This window comes from Blautia sp. OF03-13 (assembly GCF_003460685.1).
In the GTDB taxonomy this organism is placed as follows: domain Bacteria; phylum Bacillota; class Clostridia; order Lachnospirales; family Lachnospiraceae; genus Fusicatenibacter; species Fusicatenibacter saccharivorans.
The window spans coordinates 57715-79565 of the sequence record NZ_QTVR01000001.1 but is presented as its reverse complement, the minus strand read 5'-3'; the positions used below and the strand labels follow the sequence as shown (position 1 = coordinate 79565).

At 49.7% G+C, this 21851-nt stretch carries 22 protein-coding genes and 1 pseudogene; all 23 read right to left on the bottom strand.

Annotated features, from left to right (window positions below):
• Positions 1–65: 65 nt before the first annotated feature.
• The 23 genes and pseudogenes from DXA55_RS00410 to DXA55_RS00305 all read right to left on the bottom strand — a co-directional run bounded on the left by DXA55_RS00410 (position 66) and on the right by DXA55_RS00305 (position 21618).
• Positions 66–590 (bottom strand): Gx transporter family protein, encoded by a 525-nt coding sequence (locus DXA55_RS00410; protein ID WP_055266099.1) that lies wholly within the window; start codon positions 588–590, stop codon positions 66–68.
• A gap of 30 nt (positions 591–620) precedes the next feature.
• The gene (locus tag DXA55_RS00405; RefSeq protein ID WP_055217882.1) at positions 621–1004 is read right to left on the bottom strand and encodes a NusG domain II-containing protein; all 384 of its coding nucleotides are present in this window, start codon (positions 1002–1004) and stop codon (positions 621–623) included.
• 10 nt (positions 1005–1014) lie between these two features.
• Entirely contained in the window at positions 1015–1896 is an 882-nt protein-coding gene (locus DXA55_RS00400) for a 4Fe-4S binding protein (RefSeq protein ID WP_117812780.1), read from the bottom strand.
• Between the two features lies 1 nt (position 1897).
• Positions 1898–2386 (bottom strand): FMN-binding protein, encoded by a 489-nt coding sequence (locus DXA55_RS00395; protein WP_117812779.1) that lies wholly within the window; start codon positions 2384–2386, stop codon positions 1898–1900.
• Between the two features lie 12 nt (positions 2387–2398).
• Positions 2399–4441, bottom strand: coding sequence for an FMN-binding protein (locus tag DXA55_RS00390; protein ID WP_117812778.1), 2043 nt, complete (start codon positions 4439–4441; stop codon positions 2399–2401).
• Positions 4442–4443: 2 nt separating this feature from the next.
• A pseudogene (locus tag DXA55_RS00385) lies at positions 4444–5357 on the bottom strand (FAD:protein FMN transferase).
• Positions 5358–5853: 496 nt separating this feature from the next.
• Entirely contained in the window at positions 5854–8106 is a 2253-nt protein-coding gene (pflB, locus tag DXA55_RS00380) for a formate C-acetyltransferase (RefSeq protein WP_117508947.1), read from the bottom strand.
• A 195-nt stretch (positions 8107–8301) separates the two neighbouring features.
• Entirely contained in the window at positions 8302–10182 is a 1881-nt protein-coding gene (locus DXA55_RS00375; RefSeq protein WP_117812845.1) for a DUF5696 domain-containing protein, read from the bottom strand.
• Between the two features lie 116 nt (positions 10183–10298).
• On the bottom strand, positions 10299–10652 hold the full coding sequence (rsfS, locus tag DXA55_RS00370; protein ID WP_022462899.1) for a ribosome silencing factor: 354 nt from the start codon (positions 10650–10652) through the stop codon (positions 10299–10301).
• Complete coding sequence (yqeK, locus tag DXA55_RS00365; RefSeq protein WP_055217892.1) at positions 10653–11255, bottom strand: bis(5'-nucleosyl)-tetraphosphatase (symmetrical) YqeK; 603 nt, start codon at positions 11253–11255, stop codon at positions 10653–10655. It abuts the gene before it with no gap.
• Positions 11256–11267: 12 nt separating this feature from the next.
• On the bottom strand, positions 11268–11441 hold the full coding sequence (locus tag DXA55_RS18205; RefSeq protein ID WP_330414998.1) for a hypothetical protein: 174 nt from the start codon (positions 11439–11441) through the stop codon (positions 11268–11270).
• A gap of 91 nt (positions 11442–11532) precedes the next feature.
• The gene (locus DXA55_RS18200; RefSeq protein ID WP_330414997.1) at positions 11533–11886 is read right to left on the bottom strand and encodes a nicotinate-nicotinamide nucleotide adenylyltransferase; all 354 of its coding nucleotides are present in this window, start codon (positions 11884–11886) and stop codon (positions 11533–11535) included.
• Between the two features lie 67 nt (positions 11887–11953).
• Positions 11954–12247 (bottom strand): ribosome assembly RNA-binding protein YhbY, encoded by a 294-nt coding sequence (gene yhbY / locus DXA55_RS00355; RefSeq protein WP_022462902.1) that lies wholly within the window; start codon positions 12245–12247, stop codon positions 11954–11956.
• A gap of 28 nt (positions 12248–12275) precedes the next feature.
• Positions 12276–13574, bottom strand: a complete 1299-nt coding sequence (gene obgE, locus DXA55_RS00350; RefSeq protein WP_022462903.1) for a GTPase ObgE — start codon at positions 13572–13574, stop codon at positions 12276–12278.
• A gap of 110 nt (positions 13575–13684) precedes the next feature.
• Positions 13685–13975, bottom strand: coding sequence for a 50S ribosomal protein L27 (rpmA, locus tag DXA55_RS00345; protein WP_022462904.1), 291 nt, complete (start codon positions 13973–13975; stop codon positions 13685–13687).
• A 4-nt stretch (positions 13976–13979) separates the two neighbouring features.
• Positions 13980–14300, bottom strand: a complete 321-nt coding sequence (locus DXA55_RS00340) for a ribosomal-processing cysteine protease Prp (RefSeq protein WP_055228163.1) — start codon at positions 14298–14300, stop codon at positions 13980–13982.
• Between the two features lie 5 nt (positions 14301–14305).
• Positions 14306–14611 (bottom strand): 50S ribosomal protein L21, encoded by a 306-nt coding sequence (rplU, locus tag DXA55_RS00335; protein ID WP_022462906.1) that lies wholly within the window; start codon positions 14609–14611, stop codon positions 14306–14308.
• Positions 14612–14727: 116 nt separating this feature from the next.
• Positions 14728–15603, bottom strand: a complete 876-nt coding sequence (locus tag DXA55_RS00330; RefSeq protein WP_055267903.1) for a DegV family protein — start codon at positions 15601–15603, stop codon at positions 14728–14730.
• 156 nt (positions 15604–15759) lie between these two features.
• Positions 15760–16770 carry a type II CAAX endopeptidase family protein gene (locus DXA55_RS00325; protein ID WP_158564996.1) on the bottom strand — a complete coding sequence of 337 codons (1011 nt, stop codon included), beginning with the start codon at positions 16768–16770 and terminating at the stop codon, positions 15760–15762.
• A 27-nt stretch (positions 16771–16797) separates the two neighbouring features.
• Complete coding sequence (locus DXA55_RS00320) at positions 16798–17997, bottom strand: ribonuclease E/G (RefSeq protein ID WP_117812776.1); 1200 nt, start codon at positions 17995–17997, stop codon at positions 16798–16800.
• A complete protein-coding gene (locus DXA55_RS00315) occupies positions 17990–18697 on the bottom strand; it encodes a TIGR03936 family radical SAM-associated protein (RefSeq protein ID WP_117508951.1) in 708 nt (235 codons plus the stop codon). The genes DXA55_RS00320 and DXA55_RS00315 overlap by 8 nt, the downstream gene beginning before the upstream one ends.
• Entirely contained in the window at positions 18681–20546 is a 1866-nt protein-coding gene (locus tag DXA55_RS00310; protein ID WP_117812775.1) for a TIGR03960 family B12-binding radical SAM protein, read from the bottom strand. Before DXA55_RS00310 ends, DXA55_RS00315 begins: the two co-directional genes overlap by 17 nt.
• Positions 20547–20571: 25 nt before the next feature.
• Complete coding sequence (locus tag DXA55_RS00305; protein WP_117509152.1) at positions 20572–21618, bottom strand: M42 family metallopeptidase; 1047 nt, start codon at positions 21616–21618, stop codon at positions 20572–20574.
• Positions 21619–21851: the final 233 nt, after the last annotated feature.

Genomic DNA, 21851 nt, shown 5'->3' with positions numbered 1-21851 from the left:
ATACTGTGAAGTTTGTGGGATGATTTTCGTTCCCACACAGAAAAAATTCCGTAGATATGGAGTTTTCACCGCGAAGAACTCTTTCGTCCATCGCGTTTTACCGCAGAAAGAATGCGGTCCGAAAGGATTCCGATCAGCATTCCGGTGATGACTCCGGCCACGAGAAGCGCCGGCAGATAATAGAACAGTTTGCGGTTCTGCACCACGAGAGCCGCCACGCAGATCTGCGCGACATTGTGCGTCACGCCTCCTGCAATACTTACGCCGGTGATACTAAAGCCCTTGATGTGTTTCAGCAGAAGCATCACAAGAAAGCTCAAAAGCCCGCCGGCAAGGCTGTAAAGGATGGACATTCCATTTCCGAACAGATACCCCATCAGAAGAATGCGGGCGACGGAAATCATCAGGACTTCCCCTGCCGGAAGGAAAAAGAGGCCGACGACTACAACCAGATTGGCAATGCCGAGTTTGATTCCAGGAACACCGAGGTTGATCGGGATCAGTACCTCCACATAACTGAAGATCATGGCAAGTGCCATCAGCATGGCGCATAAGGCAATTTTTCTGCTTGCAGTGCGGCTGTCTCTCATAAATTCCAATTCCTTTCTTCTAAGCTGGTATTATTTTACAATCACATCCGGCGCATCGTCGGCGTCGTCCGTTGTGGATCCGTCACTTTCTACCTCCGCAACCAGCTTATGCGGCAGGCACACGATCGTCTCATTTACCCGGGAAATCGTACCCTGTCTTTTGCAGTAGCCGTCCGGGCAGTCAGCTTCTTCCATATGGGCACTTCCGTTTTCAATCACCAGGACATTCGTTCCGTGACCCGTCTGAATTTTCACGGTCTGATTTTCTGCGAGTGAATACGTTCCGTAGACCTCGCCGTCCACCGTGACTTTCATGGTATTTCCATTTTCCGTTTTCGGCAGCCGAAGCGCCAGGGCAAGGATTCCAGCCAGGAGCAGAACGGCGCCTGCCAGAATCAGATCTTTTTTCTTCATATAGTTTTCCTTATTCTGAATCAGATGCCAGCCATAACAGCAGTGTCAGCAGAAATACAGCACGGAACAGCGTAAAGAGGATTTCATTTCCGTGAAGTTCCTTTACCCCGCAGCGGATATTGCCTTTTGGACACGTATCAATACATTTCTGGCACTGGAAACAGTTGCCGGAGATTTCCACGGATCCATCGGATGGCAGTTCCACTGCTGACGGGCACTGTCTCGTGCAGGCGCTGCAGCCGCGGATGCAGTTTTCGCGTTTCCGGTGCAGAGTAAAGAACGGCAGGATCGGAAGCAGAGAAAAGACAGCTCCCATTGGGCACAGGAAACGGCAGAAAAAGCGCTCCTCAAAGAACATGCCGACCAGGATCAGCACCAGAAGAACAATGCCTGGAATATAAGAGGAAAGTCGGAAATTTCCCGCATGCAGCATGGAAAAGACATCCCACGGGCTTGTTCCTCTTGCTTTCTGATAAACTCCTGCAAAGCAGCAAAGGGCAATCAGAAGCAGAATGCCGTATTTGATCAGTACCAGTTTTTTTGCCAGCTCCGGTTTGATGCATCTGGGCTTCTTTTTACGTTTCTTACAGATTATACCATAAATTGCGTGCATTGCATCCCCCAGACTTCCAAAAGCGCATGCAAAACCGCAGAAAAATCTGCCGAAAACAATCGTAAATGCACAGACAAGGAGCAGAGCCGACACAAACGCGGTCATCTCAATTTTTTCACCCTGTCCAAGCTGTGTAAAAATGTATTTCACTCCGTTAAATGCAGCGGTAAATACTGACGGAAGAAACAGGAAATATAAAAGCTGGATTCCGGCACGCAGGCAGGAAACGATCTGTTTTCTCTTCTTTGCCGGTAATGTGGATAGATCTAAATTTTTCATGTTATTTCTCCGCCTTTTCTATTGCTTCCTGCGCCGCATTTCTGATACCGGTGGAGCTGAATGTTGCTCCGCTGATCGTATCAACATCGGCGGACTGTGCCTCAATAATCTTTGGAATGATCGCCTCCGCGTTTGACAGATACGCACTGTCCTCGCCGTCGGCGGATGTGATGGCAAGATCGGTAATCTGGCCGCCCTCTACGGTTACTTCAACTGCAATGGTGCCGCCGAAGCCGTCAGCTTCACCGTCATACGTACCGTCCACGTACTGCCCTTCTGCTTCTGCTGCTTCACTTGCGGCCGTATCCGCCGTGTTGGATGCAGCTGCTGCGGCCTGCAGATTTTCCTTCTGAAGCTGGGTCGTCTCAAGCTTTGCCGAGAGCCGCGCGATCTGATCCTCTTTGTCTCTTTTATCGAGTACGGTATTGTAGCCGATCAGAACAGCAGCAATGACAGCGACATTCAAAAAACGAACAATCAATTGTCTCATCTGTTTTCCCCTTTATTGCGTTACTTTCGCAGCATCCAGCGCATTCCGGCATGCCTCAAGAATGGCTTTTGAGGAGCAGGTTGCACGGGAAACGGTGTCGATGTTTTCAAGCGTTCCGGTTTCCAGAATCTGAGCGGAAACGCCTTTGATTTTGGAGGTTCCTTCGGATGCGCGGCGGATGTAGGAGGCATTCTGACTGTCTCCGTCACCGGTGATGTTGCTTAACGCTACGATTTTATCGTTTTCAATTGTTACCGTCACGGAAAGCTGATAAGCGGTAAAATCTTCATCTTCATCCGGCTCGCAGACGGCAATCGCTGTGTATTCGCCGTCCTGATAGATCTTTTGTTCCGGAGTTTCCGTCGGGGTTGGTGTTGGCGCCTCAGTTGGCTCCGGGGTTTCGGTCGGGGTTGGTGTTTCCGTCGGTGTCGGAGTTACCGTTGGCGTCGGGGTTGGATTTTTCTTTTCCTCAGTTACGCGTTCTGCCTCTTTTAAAGCTTCCTCGATTGCCGCAAGAATTCCCCTGGAGCTGTAGGTTGCGCCGGAAACGGTGTCGACTTCCAGTGTCTGGTTTTTCACAACGTCCTTTGCTGTCTGTTTTGCGCGTTTTAAGAATGCTTCGTCATCTTCACTCTCGGTCACGAGAATTGCCTTGATCGTCTCATCCTGAATGACAACTGCCGTTGTAATGTCTCCCAGATAGCCCTCGCCGGTTCCGTAGTAAATGCCTTCCTCGTATGGGAATTTTCCTTCCGGAATCGTTGTGGTTCCGCCGCTGCTCGTTCCGTTATCCGGAACGGTCTCGCCGTTTGTTGCTTTCTTCGCATTTTCCAGCGCTTGTTTTACTGCGTTCTGGATGCCGCGGGAGCTGTACGTTGCGCCGGATACGAGATCCACATCGGTTTTCTGTCCGTCTACGATGCGGTCCGCTACGACTTTGGCACGGTTGAAGAATGTCTCGTCATCTTCGTTTTCCAGAATCAGTACCGCTTTGATCGTCTGATCCTGCAGGGCCACCGCCACTTTGATGTCTCCCTGGAAACCGGCGGCCGTTCCGTAATAAATTCCGTCCTGATAAGGAAAACTTCCCTTGGATGCAGACGAGTTGTTATTGTTCTGATTATTATTCTGGCTGTTGTTTCCGTTGTTTGTATTGCTCTGGCTTCCTCCGTTTGTACTGGAAGACCCGTTCACTGCCGCCTGACTTAAGGCACTCCGCACAGCTTCAATAATACCGCGGGAGCTGTATGTCGCGCCGGAGACCGTATCCACATTCGTACTCTGTGTTGAGATAATCGTCGAAATCAGAGAGGAAGCGCTGGAAAGGTAGCTTGGCGTATCGCTGTTTTCCACAATATCAATCGAAGCAATTTTTCCGCCGCTGACAACAACACAGACTTTCATTGTGCCGCCAAATCCCGTTCCAGTTCCGTAATACGTTCCATCCCGGTAGGCAGCCGGCTCTTCAATTTTAGATACCGTAACTGTTCCGCCGCCTGCCGCTCCTGATGCGGATGCCGGTTCTGAAGTGTCCTCCTGACCGGTCAGTGCATTTTTCACGGCTGCAAGGATACCTTTTGAACTGAAAGTTGCACCGGAAACCGTGTCCACATCCACACTCTGGGATGCGATGATACGGTCGATAACTCCCTTTGCACGGTTCAGGAAAGCTGCGTCCTCGCCGGGAGCGCTTACAATCGAAATCGACTGAATCGTTTTGTCTTTCAATACGACAGAGACTGTAATCGTACCGCCAAAACCTGTTCCGCTTCCTTCGTACGTTCCGTCCGCCAGCTCAAAGCTGCCGGAACCGACGGCTGCGACAAGTTCTGCTTCGGTATCGGTTGTCTTTTTGGTATCGTCCTTCTTTTTTGTATCATCTTTCTTTTCCGCTGCATCGGTATCCTGTTCCGGCTCCGGTGTCACCAGTGCCTCCGGCTGCTCTACGGCGTAAACCGGTGCAGTGTAGCCATTCAGCGAAATACCGGCGCAGGCTGCTACGATAACTGCCGCGAGAGCCGGTGCAAATGCTGTCAGTTTTTTCCATTTTCCCATGGTTATGTATCACCGTCTTTCCTGATAATGTTTGTCTCGTGATCGGATGCGAAATCATCGGCAATTCCTTCGGTTACATACAGAACTCCGTCCTCATCCTCCAGAATGGTGTCAAATTCATCGCTGTGTGCACGCCAGTATTCAGCTGCCTTGTCCTTTCCCATGATGAAAAGAGAAGTAGAAAGGCCATCCGCCAGTGTTCCGTCAGCACTTACGATCGTCACCGACACCAGACCGTTATTTGCCGGATGACCGGTCGATGGGTCGATGATGTGATGATATTTCATGCCGTCCTGTTCGAAATACCGCTCATAGCCGCCAGAAGTAATAACCGCCCGGTCGGCCGTCGAGAGAATGCCGAGATAATCATCCTCCGCTTCCGGACTCTGCACGGCAACGCGCCATTTACTGCCGTCCGTTTTCGTGCCGACAACCTGACGTTTCCGCCGAGGTTGATGAGCCCGCTCGTCACACCGCATTCCCGGTAAATATCGGCGATTCTGCCGGAGGTATAGCCCTTTGCGATTCCGCCGAAGTCAATTTTCATGCCGTCCTTGGCAAAGCTGATGGATGCGCTGTCCTTGTCGTATAGGATATCATTGGCATCGGTCAGCGGAAGGAGGCTTTCGATCGTCTCATCCGAAGGAATCGTATAATTTCCGGTTGTAAAACCCCAGGCGTCCATGATCGGATAAATTGCGATGTCGAAAACGCCGTTTGTGCTGTCATACAGATCCAGCGAGCGTTCCAGCAGATAGGTGGTATCCTCCGATAAGGTTCCGCCGCCGTTTGCATTGATCTGCGCTACTTCACTCGTCTTCTCTCCGGTCGACAGAAGTGCATCCAGCCGCTCAATCTCCTGCTGCGCCTGATCCACCGCCGTTTCTGCATTCGGACCATAGGCAGTGACCGTCATGTACGTATCCATCGCAAAAATATCTCGGCTGCTCGATGCATCTGCGGCATCGGAAGAAGCTGTGGATGATGCGGATTTCTGCGTGGAATTCTCTTCCGAAGCGTCAGAACTGCTCGAAGACTCCGAAACAGACGCCGGCTGTGTCTGACTTTCACTGCTCTCCGGCTGCGCTGCTGTCCCCGCACCGGAACATCCGCCGACCGTCATCACCATGGCAAGACAAAATGCTGCAACAATTTTCTTTTTCATAAATAAAACTCCATTTTTTCTTATGTTAGGAAATTCTAACTTTGGTATTATAACATTAACTCGTAACTTACGCTATGAATTACTTGATAAAAGTTTTTCAATTAGCGTTCTGCATCTGATAAATTTTCTCATTTTATGTACTCTAAATCAAGTGGATTTTACTGGAATTCAAGCACCGATATACAAAAAGCCCCCACAGCCGCATTGCTGCGGCCGCGGGGGCTTTTAGAAATAACATTTTCAGAAATTACATATGATCATGGCAGGTACGTGCAATTACGTCCATCTGCTGCTCTTTTGTCAGGTCGATGAATTTAACTGCATAGCCGGATACACGGATTGTGAAGTTTGCATACTCCGGTTTCTCCGGGTGCTCCATTGCGTCGATCAGTTTTTCGGTTCCGAATACGTTTACGTTCAGGTGATGTGCACCCTGCTCGAAGTATCCGTCCAGAACGTGTACCAGGTTCTCGGTACGCTCTTCGTCGTTGTGGCCAAGTGCGCCCGGGTTGATGGTCTGGGTGTTGGAGATTCCGTCCAAAGCGTCCTCATACGGCAGTTTTGCTACAGAGTTCAGGGAAGCAAGAAGTCCGCTCTTCTCTGCGCCGTAAGACGGGTTAGCTCCCGGAGACAGAGGCTCACCGGCTTTTCTTCCGTCCGGCAGAGAACCAGTTGCTTTACCATATACAACGTTGGAAGTAATGGTAAGGATAGAGGTAGTCGGCTCAGAATCACGATAGGTATGGCAGTATTTCAGTTTGTCCATGAAGGTACGAAGCAGCCATACAGCGATCTCGTCTGCTCTGTCATCGTCGTTGCCGTATCTTGGGAAGTCGCCGGTTGTCTCGAAGTCAACAGCCATTCCTTCTTCGTCACGGATAACTTTAACTTTAGCGTATTTGATTGCGCTTAAGGAGTCTACTACGTGAGAGAATCCTGCGATACCGGTTGCAAAGGTACGTCTTACATCGGTGTCGATCAGAGCCATCTCTGCTGCCTCATAGTAGTATTTGTCATGCATGTAGTGGATCATGTTCAGAGTTCCAACGTACAGATGAGCCAGCCAGTCCATCATAACGTCGTATTTCTTCATAACCTCATCATAGTCCAGATACTCAGCAGTGATCGGCTGATATTCCGGAGCAACCTGCTGTTTTGTCTTCTCGTCTTTACCGCCGTTGATCGCGTACAGAAGGCATTTTGCAAGGTTTGCACGAGCGCCGAAGAACTGGATCTCCTTACCGGTCTCGGTAGCAGATACACAGCAGCAGATGGAGTAATCATCGCCCCATACCGGACGCATTACATCATCGTTCTCATACTGGATGGAGCTTGTCTGTACAGAAATATGAGCTGCATATTTCTTGAAAGCTTCCGGAAGATTCTCAGAGTACAGAACAGTAAGGTTCGGCTCTGGGGACGGTCCCATGTTTTCCAGTGTATGCAGGAAACGGAAATCGTTCTTTGTAACGATAGAACGTCCGTCGATTCCCATACCGGCAACTTCCAGAGTAGCCCATACCGGGTCACCGGAGAACAGCTGATTGTAAGACGGAATTCTTGCGAATTTAACCATACGGAATTTCATTACCAGATGGTCGATCAGCTCCTGAGCCTCTTTCTCGGTCAGGATTCCTTTTTCGATATCTCTTTCGATGTAGATGTCAAGGAAAGTAGATACACGGCCAACGCTCATTGCAGCACCGTTCTGAGTTTTGATAGCTGCAAGGTATCCGAAGTACAGCCACTGAACAGCTTCTCTTGCGTTCTTAGCCGGCTCGGAAATGTCATAGCCATAGGACTGTGCCATAACTTTCATATCCTGCAGTGCTCTGACCTGGTCAGCGATCTCTTCTCTTAACTGGAAGTCACCACGACGCATTCCCTGACGATTTGTTGCAGCGAAGTCTGCTTTTTTGCGCTCGATCAGGTAATCAATACCGTACAGAGCAACACGACGGTAGTCGCCTACGATACGGCCACGGCCATAGGTATCCGGCAGACCGGTCAGGATTTTATTATGACGGGCTTTCATCATCTCTGGTGTGTAGATGTCGAATACACCCTGGTTATGTGTTTTGTGATATTTAGTGAAAATTTCATGAAGCTTCTCACTTGGTTTGTAGCCGTAAGTCTCGCAGGACTGCTCAGCCATTTTAATTCCACCATACGGCATAAATGCACGTTTCAGCGGTTTGTCTGTCTGCAGACCAACTACCTGCTCCAGATCTTTCATGCTGTCATCGATATATGCTGCGCCGTAAGCTGTGATTCCGCTTACAACGTCTGTCTCCATATCCAGAACGCCGCCTTTTGCACGCTCTTCTTTCTGGAGTTCCTGTAATTTGCCCCACAGACGGTCTGTAGCCTCTGTTGGTCCCTCCAGGAATTTCTCATCTCCGTCATATGGAGTATAGTTGTTCTGAATAAAGTCACGTACGTCGATGCCTTCTTTCCAGAGTCTTCCGGTAAAGCCATCCCACTGTTCAAATTCTCTCATTTGCTTTGTTCCTTTCTGGTGTTATTTTGTTTCGTCACGCTCCGGCATCTTCTTTGCACCGGGCATGAACACCTCCGCATGCATAATATAACAAATCTCTGCTTTCCGCGCAAGATATGCACTTGAAAAAATACAAGGAAAACCACAAAATCTTGTATTTTTATAAGAACAAAATCTACATGTGGCGCTTTTCTTTTATGCCCCGTATCCGATTTCATATATCTGCTCTGCAAAGTCACAAATAACATATGTTCCATCGGAAAATTCACTCTTCTGTACGCTTCCGTCCACCGTCATACACTCGTGGCGTACCAGTTCCAAGAGTGCCGTTTTTTCATGCAGCTCCGTTACAACGCGGCATCTTTCTGTCATCTCTTCCAGACTGATTTTCTCCCCGTCAAATGCACCATCTGTATTCGGATATGCGCCGTCCCGTACAAGATACGGTGCACCGCCTGCAAGAAGCGCATACAGCATATAGTCCTCGTCTTTTGAAACACGGTCCATCATCCACGGCTCGATCACACAGTCATGATACACAAGATTAAAGAGCGGCACCGGGATTCCTTTTTTCGGTGTCTCTGCCGGGCGCAGCATAAAGTCGTACGGCGCATAATGGCAGAATACCAGATACGGAACGGCCCAGTCGCTGACCTCCTCGGAGCTTGAGAGAATCCCCTGTGATAGCAGCCAGGAGAAGCAGTTTCCGCGGTACGTATAGCAGTCTCTTCTCGTCATCACATGCTCCGGATTTGCGCACTCGTCGCCCTCGTTGCACGTAAACACATCGAGGTATGCACCGTCAAGCCGGATTCCGTTTTTCTTCAGCTCGGCAAAATTCCGTTTCACATAGAACGGTGCCTGCGTTGCACAGAGATAGCTCTGCGGTCCGCCCGCCCAGTAACTGTGTCCCGGTATCGTTCTATCCGGAAGGCGGCAGGCATAATTTTCATCGTAGCTCGGCGCTGCATGGTAATAATCGCGGTACTGGTCGTGAATACCGAATTTGTAGCCGAAATCATGCATCGTATCGACAAGCGATTTCATGTCTTCCCATCCGCCGGCCGCTTGGCATGCCGGTGTGTAGTCCGGATGCTGGTTGTCATACCCCGGTTCTGCCCAGCCGTCCAGATGAAGATAGACTTTCTCTACGCCGAGATCATGAATTTCGCGGATCTGCTGTTCGCGCACGGAAAACGGCACTACGCGGTTATTTTTCTCCGGATTCTGCGGATCGAAAAAGCCGGACTCCGGCTGCACAACCGTCTTGATTCCCGTATGAACAAAACACGTTCCCACAAGATCGTGAATGGACGGATTCTGTACTGCCTTTTCTTTCAAAGTGCGCAGATGGCCCTGTTCCCGTACATACTGACGGTATGTTTTGCAGAGGTCGTTATAATCGCAGTCATTTAAAAACGTATAACGGAATACGCGGCGGTAATTCATTGTTCCAAGGCTTGGCTCCAGCCATGCCCCCACGCTGGTATACGGGCCGCCTGCCGGATGCTCTGCCTGATAACCGGCGTTCCACGGTGTTGTACAGATCGCTGTATAGCCGCATCTTTCCTTCACCTGGCCAAACCACGGCATATAGCCGCCGGAGGTCTCAAATCTGCCGTCAAACGAAAGCTTTCCAAGTTCCGTCTTCCAGGTATTCGGAATCAGAAGTCCCTGTCCCTCGGTAAGGAGTGTATACCAGTCATCGCGCCCGTTTGTAAACTCCATTGCCGTCGGCCACAGCACCTTTACCGGATGCAGTCCCTCATCGCAGAGCGGAATCCACTCCATCCAAAATGTTTCATCCACAGCTTCGATCCAGATAATCGTCTCGAAGGCATACTGTGTTCCCGCAAATCCCGCATAACGGCTCCGGATGCCGCATCCGACGCCGAAGGAATAGACCTCATGGGAAATCTCCTCTGCATCCAAGAAACGGTATGTTCCCTCTGCAAAAATCAGTTCCGGTGTCTTTTTCGGATCCGTATTCCAGACAACGCCGTCTTTTTCGATCCTAAGTCCCAGCGTCTCTTCATCGAGCATCACAGCAAGCGATCCGCTTTCTATTTTTTTCATCGTGTGATATTCCCCTTTTTCTTTATCATATGCGTTCCAAACACCAGAAAGGCGCAGAGAACCCGTCCGCCTTTCTCTGCACGGTTCCGGATTTTCTGCGCCTTTTTCCACCCAACTTACATAATCTCTTCTTTTTCTACGACTTTACCGTCTCTCCAGATTCTCTCCAGATCGTAGAACAGGCGGTTCTCCTCATCAAAGATGTGGATGACAACATCGCCGTAGTCCATCAGAATCCAGTTTGCGGTCTGATAGCCTTCGATCTGTTTTGGATGTACGCCGGCTTTTCCGAGTACCTCCTCCACGTTGTCTGCCATCGCCTGTACCTGGTTGCGGTTGCTTCCGCTGGCGATCATGAAATAATCTGCCAGAGTCGAAACATGGGTAATGTCCAGAATGCGGACATCCATTGCTTTTTTATCTTCCAGTGCTTCCAGTGCAAGTTTTGCAGTCTGTTTTGCTTCGCTCATTTATGCTTCCTCCTTTGCCGTCCGTTCCCGGTGCAGTGCCTCATAGAACTGATACGCCTGCTCCGTCATCGGGTCCATCGTCTTCGGGTTTTCCGACAGATACGCCATACTATCTTTTAAAATTTCATACATGCATTCGTCGATATCGGTGAATGCCAGCTTCCGAAGGCGGGTAAGGTGTGGTGCCTTGTTTCGTGCCGGCTCGATATAATCTGCGATATAGATGATCTTCTCCAGCAATGTCATATCTTCTTTTCCTGTCGTATGCCAGGTGATGGCACTTAAGATCTCCGGATCTTCCACCTTATACTTGTCCTTCGCCAGAAATGCACCGAGCTTGGCATGGATCAAAAACGGATTGTTCCGCTCAAACTCAGTGATTTCAATCTTATTTTTCTCACACATGGTGATTTTTTTCTTATTCGGAATGCATTTTGCACAGTCGTGAAGCAGTCCCGCGACACGGGCTTTTTCGAGATCCTCGCCCCATACCATCGCCATGGATGCTGCGGTAAACATCACACCGAGCGTGTGATGATAGCGGTCTTCATCGACTTCCTTCTGGAGTTTTTTGTCCAGTTTCCATAAATCGTACTGTTCCATCCTGCTCTTCCTCTAATCCTGATAGATTTTCTGCTCCTGAATGTAGGAAATCACAGAATCCGGCAGATAGTATTTCACGGATTTTCCTTCCCGGATCCATTCCCGCAGTTCGTGGGAAGAAACATCCAGATTCGGTGTGTCGAGTTTCAGAAAGGTACCGTGAAGTTTTTTTGCATTTCGTTCCATACAGGCCAGAAGCTCTTTCTCTTTTGCCCGATCCCTGGTCGCCACAAGGATCTTTGCCGCGGCGCAGATCCGCTCTGGATTTTTCCACTCATCAAAATAGAACAGGAATCCGCTCCAATGATAAAGTAAAACTCCGTGCCCGGATGTTCCTTCCGCATCGCCTCAAGCGTCCGATAACTGTAGGTATAGCCTCATCTTTCATCTCTTTGGTGCAGAGCACAAAATGCGGATTGGATGCGATGGCACGGCGCACCATCTCGACACGCTGTGCATCCTTTGCCTGTCCCGCCCGGTTCCGCTTATGTGGCGGATTTCCGGCCGGAAGAAACCAGACTTCATCAAGCCCGAACTGCTCGTACGCCGCCTCGCCAAGGATCAGATGACCGATATGAATGGGATCGAATGTGCCTCCCATAATGCCAATTTTTCTGTTTGTCTTTTCCATACGTTTTCCTCAAAAAGCGCCGGAACTGCAGCGGTATGCTCCGGTCCCGGCGGTTCTTTCCTGCGGATTATTTCGGAAGCTGAATTTTCTTTTTCTCTTTTTTGCCCTCTTTGTACAGCACGATCTTTTTGCCGATCACCTGTACGACCTGGGAATTGGTGCGTTCTGCCAGAACTTCTGCGATCTCTCTTGGATCATCGAGGCAGTTCTGCAGTACATTGATTTTAATCAGTTCTCTCGCCTCAAGTGCCTCTGCTACAGCAGCGGTATGCTCCGGCGTGATGCTGCTTTTTCCTACCTGCAGGATCGGTTCCATGGTCATGGCAAGGCCTTTCAGGTATGCTCTCTGCTTGCTGGTCATACGTCTCCTCCTTCGTTATTTATTCGTTCTATTTATAATAATCAAATTCAAATCCATACATCTTGACGGTATCGCCTTCCTGGATGCCGGCCTGCTCGAGTTCGTCTAAGATACCGGTATCTTTTAAGAACCGCTGGAAGAAAGCAAAACCTTTCTCGGAATCCAGATTAGTGTAGCCGAGCATCTTCTCGATCTTCGGTCCCTCGATGATGAAACGGTGCTCGTCCTCCGGGTCCTGCTCGACGGTGTACGGCAGGTTCTCGGCAAGAAGCATATCCTCCGGGAAGAATTCCTGCTCGAAGACCATACGCTCTTTCGGAAGCTCATCGAGTTTTTTCTGTACGGCATATAAAAGCTCTTTTAAGCCTTTTCCGCTGACGGCAGAAATCGGATAAACCGGGATGCCTTTCGGCTCGAACTCTTTTTTCAGACGTTCCACCGGATCCTCTTCGCCCTCTTCTACATAGATCGCATCGGTCTTATTGGCCGCGATGATCTGCGGGCGTTTTGCGATCTCCGGGTTATAGGCTTCGAGCTCTTTGTTGATCTTGTTGATATCATCCACCGGATCTCTTCCCTCGGTCGATGCAACGTCTACTACATGGATCATCACGCGGGTTCTCTCGATGTGGCGCAGGAATTCATGGCCGAGGCCGACTCCTTCCGATGCACCCTCGATCAGTCCCGGGATATCTGCGATAACAAATCCGCTGCAGCCCTCAAGGTCTACGACACCGAGGTTCGGGGAAAGCGTGGTAAAGTGATAATTTGCAATTTTCGGTTCTGCATTTGTCACGCGGGAAAGCAGGGTCGATTTTCCAACGTTCGGGAAGCCGACGAGTCCGACGTCCGCGATGACTTTCAGTTCCATTCTTACTTCCAGCTCCTGTGCCGGCTGGCCTGGCTGGGCGTATTTCGGAACCTGCATGGTAGCGGTTGCGTAATGCATATTTCCGTTTCCGCCTTTTCCGCCTTTTAATACAACCTGACGGCGGTTTTCACCAGACATATCTGCGATGACTTTTCCGCTCGCAGCGTCCATAATGACGGTTCCTTCCGGTACTTTCAGGACAATATCTGCGCCGTTTCCGCCATGGCATCTGCGTTTTCCTCCCGGCTCGCCGTCGGTAGCAGAAAACTTTCTTCTGTGGCGGTAATCAACCAGTGTATTCAGTCCTTCGTCAACTTCAAAAATAACGTCTCCGCCTTTGCCGCCATCGCCGCCGTCCGGCCCGCCGTTCGGTACAAAAAGCTCTCTGCGGAAACTGACATGTCCGTCTCCGCCCTTACCGGAGCGGATCAGAATTTTTGCTCTGTCTGCAAACATGGTATTCTCCTGTCTTGTTTTATCTAAATCCAAATCGGTCTGTTGGACCTTTAATTATTATTAACAAAAACGGCTTCAAACCTCTTAAGATTTGAAGCCGCACCTTTGTCTTACTCTTCTGTTGCTACCGGATATACGGAAACCTGTTTTTTGTCACGTCCTTTTCTTTCGAAAGCTACGCGTCCGTCAACCATAGCGAATAAGGTATCGTCTTTTCCGATTCCTACGTTCACGCCTGGATGAATCTTGGTTCCACGCTGTCTGTAAAGAATGTTTCCAGCCTTTACAACCTGTCCGTCAGCTCTTTTTGCTCCTAATCTCTTGGACTCGGAATCTCTACCGTTCTTGGTAGAACCAACTCCTTTTTTATGAGCGAAAATCTGAAGGTTCATATTTAACATGGTATTACACCTCCTTGAATGCGATCTCTAAGTATTGTGCTCCATAATCGCGGCGGATACTTTCGAGGCCCAGCAAAAGTGATTTTACAAGAAGTGCGGTACTTTCAGAATACCCATTCGGGAATGAAAAATACACGTATCCATCTCCAGCTTCACTTATAATCAGATCCTCTGTCAATGTTTCCACGGAATTTACGGTGTTTACAATCAGTGCGGAGACAGCGGCACAGATAATATCCTGCCCTTCCTCTGCATAGCCTGCATGACCGTTTGACTCCACGGAGATGTACTCGCCGTCAGACTCTGTTACGGTTATACAAATCATAAGACTTAAGCGTTGATTTTTTCAATCTTCACTTCAGTGTACTGCTGTCTGTGACCGTTTTTCTTATGATAACCAGTTTTTCTCTTATACTTGTAAACGATAACTTTTTTGCCTTTACCGTTTCCAACTACAGATGCGGTTACGGATGCATTTTTAACGTCCTCGCCAACTTTCAGTCCGTCATTGCTTACTGCAAGTACCTGATCAAAAGTTACGGTTTCTCCAGCTTCAACGCCAAGTTTCTCTACTCGGATAACATCGCCTTCAGCTACCTTGTACTGTTTACCACCTGTTGCAATAATTGCGTACATATGGCACCTCCCTATCAATTACTCGCCAGATTTGGTGGTCTTTCGACTCTTTTACCTCTCTGTGCGGCATACTTCTACAATATATCATCACGTCTGCTGTTTGTCAATAGTATTTTTCAGGAAATTGCAGATTTTTTTTCACATGCAATTGCCAGTGCGCCAGGTCCGATGTGGCAGGCAACGCTTAAGGACAGCGGATGCGCATCGACTTCAAAATCCGGGAAGGCTTCTTTTACTTCGACAATCCATCCATCGATTACTTCTTTGTCGTTTGCGGTATAGGCAATGTGAAGTCCCATGATGCCGGCTGCACGCTCTTTTGCGAAGCGTTTGTCCATATCTTTTTTCATAGCCTTGATCATGGCTTTCTTTGCCTGTTTCACACCGCGCGCTTTTTCAAACGCGTCAAGCTTCTCTCCCTGGATCGTCAGCACCGGTTTGATATTTAAAACGGTTCCGATCATGGCTGCTGCCGGCGTAACGCGGCCGCCTTTTTTCAGGTATTTTAACGTATCTACCATAATATAGATACTTGCATCCAGCGCATCCTCTTCCAGAATTGCTTTAATGTCTTTTGCTGCCACGCCGCGGTTTGCCATTTTCTTTGCATCCAGAACAGACTGCTGCTGCGTAACGGAGATTCTCTGGTTGTTGACAACCTGCACTTTTCCTTCGTAGTCCTCGGACAGCACGGTCGCTGTATCACAGGAGGTGGAAAGGCCGCTTGACATCGGAATGTAAACAATGTCATCGTACTCTTCGAGAATTTTGTTCCAGAAATCCATCAGATCTCCCGGAGACGGCTGAGATGTGGAAACAGCCGCATCCTCTGCCAGAATCTCGTAAAACTGTTCCTGTGTCAGGTCGATATCCTCAAACTGGATTTTTCCGCGCATGAAGAAAGGCATCGGAAGGACAAAAACGCCCAGCTCTTTCGCCTGACTCTGTGTAATACCGCTGTTGCTGTCGGTAGCAATAGCTGTTCTTGCCATAGTTCTTATTCCTGCTGTCTCTTGTTAGAGAAACAGCTTTTCCTTTCTGTAATATCGTGTAACGCTTGATTTGCTGTTATTCTATCATAAATCGTACCTGTTTTCTACCCGGCTTGGACATTTCTGCAAAATTGCCCAAACTGCTTTTGATTCTTTTTACATCATACCAATACCAAAGAAAAACAGTCCGCCAAGGATCAGCAGAATGGTCGGAATTACGATTTTTGCAATGGTCTTTTTTCTTCTCTCCTTCGGGAAAAATCCTTCGCTTTTTGTCTGCTGGTACATCAGAAGACGGCTTCCCATATAAAGACCGATCGGCATCAGCGCCGCTTCGATCAGATACATGCCGATGTACGTTTCCGTTGCGTATCCGCTGCCTGCTGCTGCGTTCCCCTGCGAGAACATATAGAGGAAGCTTGCCGCAATGCTCGCCACAATCGTCGATGCGTTATGGACGAAATGAAACAGCGAGCTGTAAAACATGTTGTCGGTCTTCATCCGCACATACGAGAGAACGATTCCCATCATCATCATCGGAAGAAAACGGACGATGCTCATGTGGAAAGCGCCAAAATAAACGCCCATCAGAAGCAGCATCACCCATTTCTTTTTGATTCCGCGCAGGCTGTACTGCAGAAGACCGCGGTGCAGTGCTTCTTCACAGATGGCCGGTGTCAGCGCAACGACAAGCAGCTCGCCGAAATAGGAAAGGCCCGCCATACTGCTGTCCATGGATTCCGAGAGGCTTGCGTATTCCTGCGGGAAAATCCATTCCATCAGAAGGAAAAGAGCAAGCACACCACGGTACGTCACATACCACATCAGAATGGTTCCGAGGATTCCGGCTCCATCCGGCTTTTTTAATGGGAACACTTCTTTTAACGGAATATGAAGTGCCCGTACGACGAGAATGGATCCGATCAGGAATACCATGATCTCGTCCAGCGCATTTCCATACATCCCGCCTGCAAGAACCAGCGGGATTCCGGCGAGATTAAAAAGAACCATCAGAAAGGCAAACACCAGCAGACCCTGCCATGGTTTCAGTATCTTTTCTTTTTCCGCCGGATGCGGTCGTTTTGCCGGCATCTGGTTTCGAAAGGGTTCGTAAAGATATGGGGTATCATTTTCATTGAGGTGAATCGGTTTCTTTTGTGGTTCCATATTCATTCCTCCTTTGTAAGGTCACTGTCATTTCATCTGTTCTGCCAGCGGCCGGCGGATTTTCTTTCTCGTCAGTTCCACGAGATGAAGCGCCGTCATATCCACAACTTTGGTCGGAACGGGATCTTCCCGCACAAGACCCTGCAGGAAGCCGAGAAGGCGCTCCTCCTGCTCTTTTTCCGGCATGTTGATAAAGTCAACCAGGATCAGACCGGAAATCCCGCGCAGGCGGATCTGGCGGGCGATTTCGCGGGCTGCCTCCTGGTTTACGCTGTACAGAAACGTATTTTTCCGTCCGCCGAGCTGCTTTCCGCTGTTCACATCGATCGCGGTCAGCGCTTCGGTCGGTTCGATCACGAGGAATCCGCCGGAAGGCAGATCCACACGTTTGTCGAGTGCCTGTTTTACGTGATTTTCGAGATTTTCTTTCTTTGTCAGTGTGGTAAGCTGATCCTCATACCAGGTCAGGCGGCAGTCGTGAAAATCATGGCGCTCCAGATATTCTCTGCAGATCTCATACGTTTCTCTGTCATCTGTCACAAGTTCTGAAACTGACGGTGCATACCGTTTGACGAGCTCCGGCACGGCATCTGACGCCCGATACAGGCAGGAGTACAGGCTCCGCATCGTTCCATACTGGACAATCCGCGCGAGTTTTTCGGACAGCTCGAGATATTCCTGCCGGATCTCTTCTTCCGAAGCATCAGCGGATGCGGTGCGGAAGATCACGCCAAACGGAAGGCTTCCGCCGGAAAGCTCTGGAAACATCCGGCTTCCCAGTTCTTTTAACCGTTTTTTCTGCTCCGGCAGAAGGCGTCCCGAGCATGAGATTTCCGGCTTTCCATAATAGAGCGCCAGGGCACTTCCCGAAAGAGAAAGTTCTGCTGTCGCCGACGGAAGCTTCGTTTTCTGCGCTTCCCGCTGGATCTGCACGACAATTTCATCTCCGACATGCAGTTCCGTTCCCGGTGCTTTTTTCAGAAGATACCCTTCTTTTACACGGGACAGATCAAGAAAACAGCTCTGCTGCTCCGCAAACGAGACAAATGCCCCGCGGATCCCGGGCGCCAGTTTTTCCACCCGGCCGACATAGATATTGCCAAGCAGCGTTTCCTTCTCCCTGCAGAGGGCCGTCAGTTCGACCGGTCTTTCTCCTTCCACCAGCGTGTGTACCAGGTAATCTTTTCCCTCCCACGGCAGATGGGCAATGACAACTCGTTTACTCAACTTCTTCTCCTAATGCTTCCAGCGGAACCAGCTTTCGCTCTTCTTCCGTTCCGATGTCTGCGTAAACTTCCTCGCGCAGAATCGTGTATGCAAACGGCGGCAGTTCAACCCCGCACCATTTGCAGAACGCTTCCATCACGAGCTCCGGTTTCAGGTTCGAAACACTTCCGGTGGAGAGCTGCATCCAGACACCGCTTTTCTTTGCTTTCATATCGTAAATCCATGGGCGGATATCGGTCAGCTTTTCGCTTCGTTTTGTCTTTCGCATGATCTCAATCTGCGGAAGTGCAAAAAACACCGGTACTTTCGTTTCCAGATCAATCTCCGGCATTTTTCCCTCGCGGAACTGCACGAGATAATCGGCTCCTGCTACGAGAGACATTGCCTTGCTTGCTTTTCCATCCGGCACATGGCGGGCGGAAAGCACTTCCATTCCCTCAACCATCGTCGCATTCAGACGTTTTACAATCTCGTCGGTTTTCATATCTTCCGCGAGCACCATATCGAAATATTCACCGGTGCTGCTGATGCCGACACCGAGCGGAGAAGCAAACGACAGCAGCATGTGCGGGCTGAAGCCCTCGGAATAAGCGATCGGAAGTTCTGCACGGCGGATTGCTTTCTGGAAGTAACGCATCACATCCAGATGACCCACAAATTTCATCACACCTGTTTTGGCAAACTTAATTCTGATTTTCATAGCAGACACCTCCTCCGAATGATTTTGCTCCGCAGCCGGAACACTGCATCTTACAGTTCGGGGTAACGGTTTCTTTCTGTGCCCGCTCCCATTCGCGGATCAGGAATTTTTTCGTCACGCCGATATCAAGGAAATCCCACGGAAGGATCTCATCGGTGCTGCGCTCACGGCAGGCATAGAACGAAACGTCAATGCCGGTCTCTGCAAACGCTTCTTCCCAGGCATCTTTCCGGAAATACTCGGACCAGGCATCGAAAATAGCACCTTTTCTGTACGCTTTTTCAATAACTTCGGCACATTTCCGGTCACCGCGTGCAAGGAATCCCTCCAGAAGGGAAATATCTGCCTCATGATAAATGTAACGGATGCTCTTCTGATTCAGCTGTGCGCGGACCTCTGCCTTTACAATCGCCGCTTTGTCAAGAAACTCCCTCTCCGTGTTCATCGGTGCCCACTGGAACGGGGTGAACGGCTTCGGGATAAAGAACGAGGAGCTTGCCGTAATCTGGCATTTTCCGTTTCTCTGGTCTTTCGGAATCTCATAGTAACGCTCTGCGATCTTTTCCGCCAGATGCGCAATTCCTTTGATATCATCCTCGGTCTCGGTCGGAAGGCCCAGCATGAAATACAGTTTTACTTTATTCCAGCCGCCCTCAAACGCTTTTCCGGCTCCGTCGAGAATGACTTCCTCGGTCAGACCTTTATTAATAACATTCCGCATCCGCTGGCTTCCCGCCTCCGGTGCGAAGGTCAGGCTGCTCTTTTTGATATCCTGTACCTTGCTCATGACATCGAGGGAAAATGCGTCGATTCGAAGAGACGGAAGGGAAATATTGACACCTTTTTCCGGGCAGCTGTCGATCAGATAGTTGACAAGCTCCGGAAGATGGCTGTAATCACTCGAGCTCAAAGAACTCAACGAGATCTCATCGTGGCCGGTATTGCGCAGCATATGGGTCGCAAGTTCTTTTAACTTCTCCACATCGCGCTCTCTTGTCGGACGGTACACCATACCCGCCTGGCAGAAACGGCAGCCGCGGATACAGCCGCGCTGGATCTCCAGAACGACACGGTCCTGTGTTGCCTTGATAAACGGCACGACCGGTTTCTCCGGATACGTTGCCTCGGTCATATCCATGACGAGCTGTTTTTTGATCTTTTCCGGTGCTTCCGGAATGGACGGCGTAAAGGCTGCAACGGTTCCGTCCTCGTGGTACGTTACTTCATAAAACTGCGGTACGTAAATACCAGGGATTCGGCATGCCTTTTTCAGGAAATCCTGACGGGTTCCGCCGTTCTTTTTATTTTCCAGATACGTGTCAAAAAGCTTGTCGTACACAACCTCGCCCTCTCCGATGTAAAACAGATCGAAGAATGGGGCGATTGGCTCCGGATTGTACGTACACGGGCCGCCGCCGATGACGATCGGGTCCTCGTCGGTACGCTCCACCGCATGCAGCGGGATTCCGGCAAGGTCGAGCGCCTGCAGAACGTTCGTATAACACATCTCATACTGCAGGGTGATAAACAGGAAATCCTCGTTTTTCACCGGCTCCTGGGATTCCAGGCCGAACAGCGGAATGTTCTGTTCCCGCATCACGCGGTCCAGATCCGGCCATGGGGAATAGACACGCTCACACCACATGTCCTCACGTTTGTTAAACATATCGTACAGAATCTGGATGCCAAGGTGCGACATACCGATCTCATACACATCCGGGAACAGGAAAGCGCCGCGTAAGGCTACTTTCTCTTTGTCTTTTACGACACTGTTGAATTCATTTCCAATGTATCGCGCAGGCTGCTCAAGCTGGAGCAGCACTTCTTCTGGCAATGCTAATTTTCTCATGCAATTCTCTCACTTGTTCTTATTTTTATTTGTCCAGATACGCCGCAAGCAGTTCCAGCGTATTCTTCACGCCGTCCACATGGCTTCTCTCATATCCATGGGATGCGTACACACCGGCGCCGATCAGGGCATGGCGTGCGTCTGCGCCGCCGCGGAGCGTTGCCTCCACGTCAGAGCCGTAGTGCGGGTAAACATCCGCCGCATAGTCGATTCCGTTTGCTTTTGCTGCCGCAATCAGCTCGCCGGTAAAATCGTAGCTGTAAGGGCCGCCGCTGTCTTTGACGCAGATGGATACCTGATGCTCTTTACACTCCAGTCCGTCGCCGACACAGCCCATATCAACAGAAAGGATATCCGTCACACCCTCCGGCACGGAAGCAGATCCGCCGTGGCCGACTTCTTCGTACACGGTGATGTGCTGATAAACCGGACGGGACGGTGTGATATTTTCTTCTTTTAAATACTTCGCATAGCCGAGCAGGATTGCAACGCTCAGTTTATCATCGAGAAAACGGCTCTTGATGTATCCCTTCTCGGTGATGCGGGTTCTCGTCTCAAAGCAGACGATATCACCGGTCTCGATGCCGAGCGCTTTTGTCTCCTCTTTGGAGAAGACCATCTCATCCAGAACGACCTCCATATTGTCGTAGGTGCGGTCCTGCTGGTCGTAGGAACCGTTGACATGGATCGACGGGTTGTTCATCTGGAAGCAGCCCTCGTACCGTTTTCCGTCTCTTGTGATGACAACGCAGTTTTCCGTCTCCGCATTGTTCGGATTCATACCGCCGAGCGCGGTGAGACGAAGACGGCCGTTTCCTTTCACTTCCGCTACCATGCCGCCGAGCGTATCGGTATGTGTCTCCACAAGGACACCGCCGTTTCCTTCACAGCCTTTGGCAAGCTGCACCAGAAGGCCGCCCTTTGTGGTGATCACCGGCGCATAGCCCATCGCTTCGTACTCTGCTTTCAGCCATGCAATGGCATCTTTCGTGTAGCCGGTCGGGCTGTCGATGGAGAGCAGTTTTTTCAGTTTCTCTGTTATAAAATCAACATAAACCTTTGTATTTTTCATGTTTCTTCCTCCATTTTTGTTTCTGTTTTTTCTTCTTTTTTCGAAACATTTTGAAACAGAAACTGCAGATTTTTTTCTTTCCGAAAAAAGATCCTGCCCTTCATCATACCACAGAAATAAATTGGATACAACCATCGGAAAACGGAAAAATGGAAATAAGGAAAATGTAACTGGACAAACTACCCTATGCCATGCTATGTTTGAAGAGGGGGATACATTATTAGCTGTTATTC

Coding starts and splice junctions, on each gene's coding strand:
- DXA55_RS00310 (WP_117812775.1), bottom strand. CDS start 20,546: ATGAGAAAATTAGCATTGCCAGAAGAAGTGCTGCTCCAGCTTGAGCAG.
- obgE (WP_022462903.1), bottom strand. CDS start 13,574: ATGTTTGCAGACAGAGCAAAAATTCTGATCCGCTCCGGTAAGGGCGGA.
- DXA55_RS18205 (WP_330414998.1), bottom strand. CDS start 11,441: ATGGAACGAAATGCAAAAAAACTTCACGGTACCTTTCTGAAACTCGAC.
- DXA55_RS00400 (WP_117812780.1), bottom strand. CDS start 1,896: ATGAAAAATTTAGATCTATCCACATTACCGGCAAAGAAGAGAAAACAG.
- DXA55_RS00410 (WP_055266099.1), bottom strand. CDS start 590: ATGAGAGACAGCCGCACTGCAAGCAGAAAAATTGCCTTATGCGCCATG.
- rpmA (WP_022462904.1), bottom strand. CDS start 13,975: ATGTTAAATATGAACCTTCAGATTTTCGCTCATAAAAAAGGAGTTGGT.
- DXA55_RS00340 (WP_055228163.1), bottom strand. CDS start 14,300: ATGATTTGTATAACCGTAACAGAGTCTGACGGCGAGTACATCTCCGTG.
- DXA55_RS00315 (WP_117508951.1), bottom strand. CDS start 18,697: ATGAAAATCAGAATTAAGTTTGCCAAAACAGGTGTGATGAAATTTGTG.
- rsfS (WP_022462899.1), bottom strand. CDS start 10,652: ATGAGCGAAGCAAAACAGACTGCAAAACTTGCACTGGAAGCACTGGAA.
- DXA55_RS00390 (WP_117812778.1), bottom strand. CDS start 4,441: ATGGGAAAATGGAAAAAACTGACAGCATTTGCACCGGCTCTCGCGGCA.
- DXA55_RS00375 (WP_117812845.1), bottom strand. CDS start 10,182: ATGAAAAAAATAGAAAGCGGATCGCTTGCTGTGATGCTCGATGAAGAG.
- DXA55_RS18200 (WP_330414997.1), bottom strand. CDS start 11,886: ATGGAAAAGACAAACAGAAAAATTGGCATTATGGGAGGCACATTCGAT.
- DXA55_RS00305 (WP_117509152.1), bottom strand. CDS start 21,618: ATGAAAAATACAAAGGTTTATGTTGATTTTATAACAGAGAAACTGAAA.
- DXA55_RS00405 (WP_055217882.1), bottom strand. CDS start 1,004: ATGAAGAAAAAAGATCTGATTCTGGCAGGCGCCGTTCTGCTCCTGGCT.
- pflB (WP_117508947.1), bottom strand. CDS start 8,106: ATGAGAGAATTTGAACAGTGGGATGGCTTTACCGGAAGACTCTGGAAA.
- DXA55_RS00325 (WP_158564996.1), bottom strand. CDS start 16,770: ATGGAACCACAAAAGAAACCGATTCACCTCAATGAAAATGATACCCCA.
- yhbY (WP_022462902.1), bottom strand. CDS start 12,247: ATGACCAGCAAGCAGAGAGCATACCTGAAAGGCCTTGCCATGACCATG.
- DXA55_RS00330 (WP_055267903.1), bottom strand. CDS start 15,603: ATGGCAAGAACAGCTATTGCTACCGACAGCAACAGCGGTATTACACAG.
- DXA55_RS00395 (WP_117812779.1), bottom strand. CDS start 2,386: ATGAGACAATTGATTGTTCGTTTTTTGAATGTCGCTGTCATTGCTGCT.
- yqeK (WP_055217892.1), bottom strand. CDS start 11,255: ATGGAACAGTACGATTTATGGAAACTGGACAAAAAACTCCAGAAGGAA.
- rplU (WP_022462906.1), bottom strand. CDS start 14,611: ATGTACGCAATTATTGCAACAGGTGGTAAACAGTACAAGGTAGCTGAA.